We start from the raw sequence: 1,857 nt of genomic DNA on the forward strand, positions 1-1,857 counted from the left end.
CCGCCGTGGCAGCAAGGACAGCCAGCTGCGTTGACCCCTGCGCGGTGCGCCGGGGGGGGGCGCCGCCGTTGTTCAACCGTCGCCCTGGATACCGCCCGGCGCCTGCGACGGGTCACGCCAGCGGCGCACGGTTCGCTGGAAGAACATGTTGTTGGGAATCTGCAGCACGGTCCCTTCGTGGTGGCCGTCGGTTTCCTGCAGCGTGGTGTAGATCAGGTTCACGTCGATCACGCGGCCCTTCAACCCCGGCTTCTCGCCGTTCTCCAGCAGCTCGATGTAGTCGTGCAGGCGGAACGGGCGCGTGGTGAAGATCAGCAGCGTGCAGAAGATGTTGGACAACACGCTCCACGCGGCGAAGAACGCCACCGCGCCCACGGCGGCAAAGCCGGTGAAGGCGGTCCAGAGCACCGTGGCCGATACGCCGACGATGTTGAGGATCACCAGCAGCACCGTGAAATACACCACGAAGGTGAACACGCGGCGTGCACCCATGATCATTTCCGGTGGCAGCGTGTAGTGTTCGCCGATGCGGCGGATCAGGCGCCGTGCGATCAGGCGCAGCAGCCAGGCGGCCAGCAGGGTCAGCAGGATCTGCAGGGCAGGGACCCCGTAATGCAGCCACTCGTGGGTCCAGGTAGGCAGATGGTCTTTCATGTGCAGCGTGGATCCTTGCAGCGATAGTGCGTCGAGCCCCTATCTTAATGCGGCCGCGCGCCGACGACCGCCACCGTTGTTCACACCACGGGCTGCGATGCCAGCCGTGCGATCAGTACCGAGGCACAGACCGGGTCATGCGCGGCATATTGCACGCACAGGTCCGGTTGCGGCGACACCGACATACGGATCGTCACCGGGCTCCAGGGAAGGGTGCAGCTGCTGGCCAGCGACAACAGCAGGACGAGGCAACTGGTGGACATGGCGATTCCTTGGCGATGGCCCGTGGGGTACGCAGGCTTGGATGCCGGCGGCGGCCAGAAGGTTTAGAACCGGTGCTCACGAACATCGCGGCAACCGGTTTAAACCTTTTCGGTGGACCCCGCATCCAACGGATATGCTCAACGCCACCATGCCCGCATCCCGTGCCCCGACCGAGGCCGACGCCGCCGACGACCACGCCCTGGTCCGCGCCGCGGTGGCGGGCAGCATGGCCGCCTACGAACAGATCTACCGACGCCATTCGCCGCGCATCTACGCGGTGCTCTGGCGGTTGTGTGGCGGCCACGCCGCACGCGCCGAGGACGCCCTGCAGGACGCGTTCCTGCAGGCATGGAAAGCGTTGCCGGGGTTCCGGTTCGACAGCAGCCTGGCCACCTGGCTGCATCGGCTGGGGGTGAACGCGGCGCTGATGGAACTGCGCGCCAGCGCGCACTGGCAGCTGACCGATGCCGGCGAGGAAGGGCACGACAGCCTCGCCACGCTGGTGGCAGTGGACCGGTGTGCGGGCACCACGCTGGACCTGGAGCGCGCGCTGGAAACCCTGCCGCCGCGCGCCCGGGCGGTGCTGGTGCTGCACGATATAGAAGGCTGGAAACACCACGAAATCGCCGAGCAGCTGCAGATGGCTGTGGGCAGTTCGAAGGCGCAGTTGCACCGTGCACGCGGTCTGTTGCGCGCACGCCTGGGAGAAACCGCATGAACGACATGAACCACCACGACGACGCCGATACGCTGCAGGCGCGGTTGCGCGCGCTGCCGGCCGAGCGGCTGCCGCCGGCACGTGTGTGGCAGGGCATTGCCGCGCAGCTGCCGGCCGTGCCGATGCCCACGCCGGCGCCGGTAGCCGTAACCGGATTGCCCCGGCGTCGACGCTGGCCGCTGCGCGTCGGCCTGGGCCTGGCGGCCGCGCTGGGCCTGCTG

General features: G+C 67.8%; 3 protein-coding genes and 1 pseudogene. 2 read left to right on the forward strand and 2 right to left on the reverse strand.

Annotated features, from left to right (window positions below; translation table 11 throughout):
• Positions 1-72 precede the first annotated feature (72 nt).
• The gene (locus DBR34_RS17855; RefSeq protein WP_128097779.1) at positions 73-654 is read right to left on the reverse strand and encodes a mechanosensitive ion channel family protein; all 582 of its coding nucleotides are present in this window, start codon (positions 652-654) and stop codon (positions 73-75) included.
• Positions 655-734: 80 nt separating this feature from the next.
• A complete protein-coding gene (locus DBR34_RS17860; RefSeq protein ID WP_128097780.1) occupies positions 735-917 on the reverse strand; it encodes a hypothetical protein in 183 nt (60 codons plus the stop codon).
• A gap of 134 nt (positions 918-1,051) precedes the next feature.
• Between DBR34_RS17860 and DBR34_RS17865 the strand changes: the two genes are divergently transcribed.
• Complete coding sequence (locus tag DBR34_RS17865) at positions 1,052-1,636, forward strand: sigma-70 family RNA polymerase sigma factor (RefSeq protein ID WP_128097781.1); 585 nt, start codon at positions 1,052-1,054, stop codon at positions 1,634-1,636.
• A pseudogene (locus DBR34_RS23845) lies at positions 1,633-1,857 on the forward strand (hypothetical protein); the annotation flags it as partial. The gene DBR34_RS17865 and the pseudogene DBR34_RS23845, both read left to right, overlap by 4 nt.

Source organism: Stenotrophomonas sp. HMWF003, from assembly GCF_003061285.1.
GTDB lineage: Bacteria > Pseudomonadota > Gammaproteobacteria > Xanthomonadales > Xanthomonadaceae > Stenotrophomonas > Stenotrophomonas maltophilia_AP.

Coding starts and splice junctions, on each gene's coding strand:
- DBR34_RS17865 (WP_128097781.1), top strand. CDS start 1,052: ATGCTCAACGCCACCATGCCCGCATCCCGTGCCCCGACCGAGGCCGAC.
- DBR34_RS17860 (WP_128097780.1), bottom strand. CDS start 917: ATGTCCACCAGTTGCCTCGTCCTGCTGTTGTCGCTGGCCAGCAGCTGC.
- DBR34_RS17855 (WP_128097779.1), bottom strand. CDS start 654: ATGAAAGACCATCTGCCTACCTGGACCCACGAGTGGCTGCATTACGGG.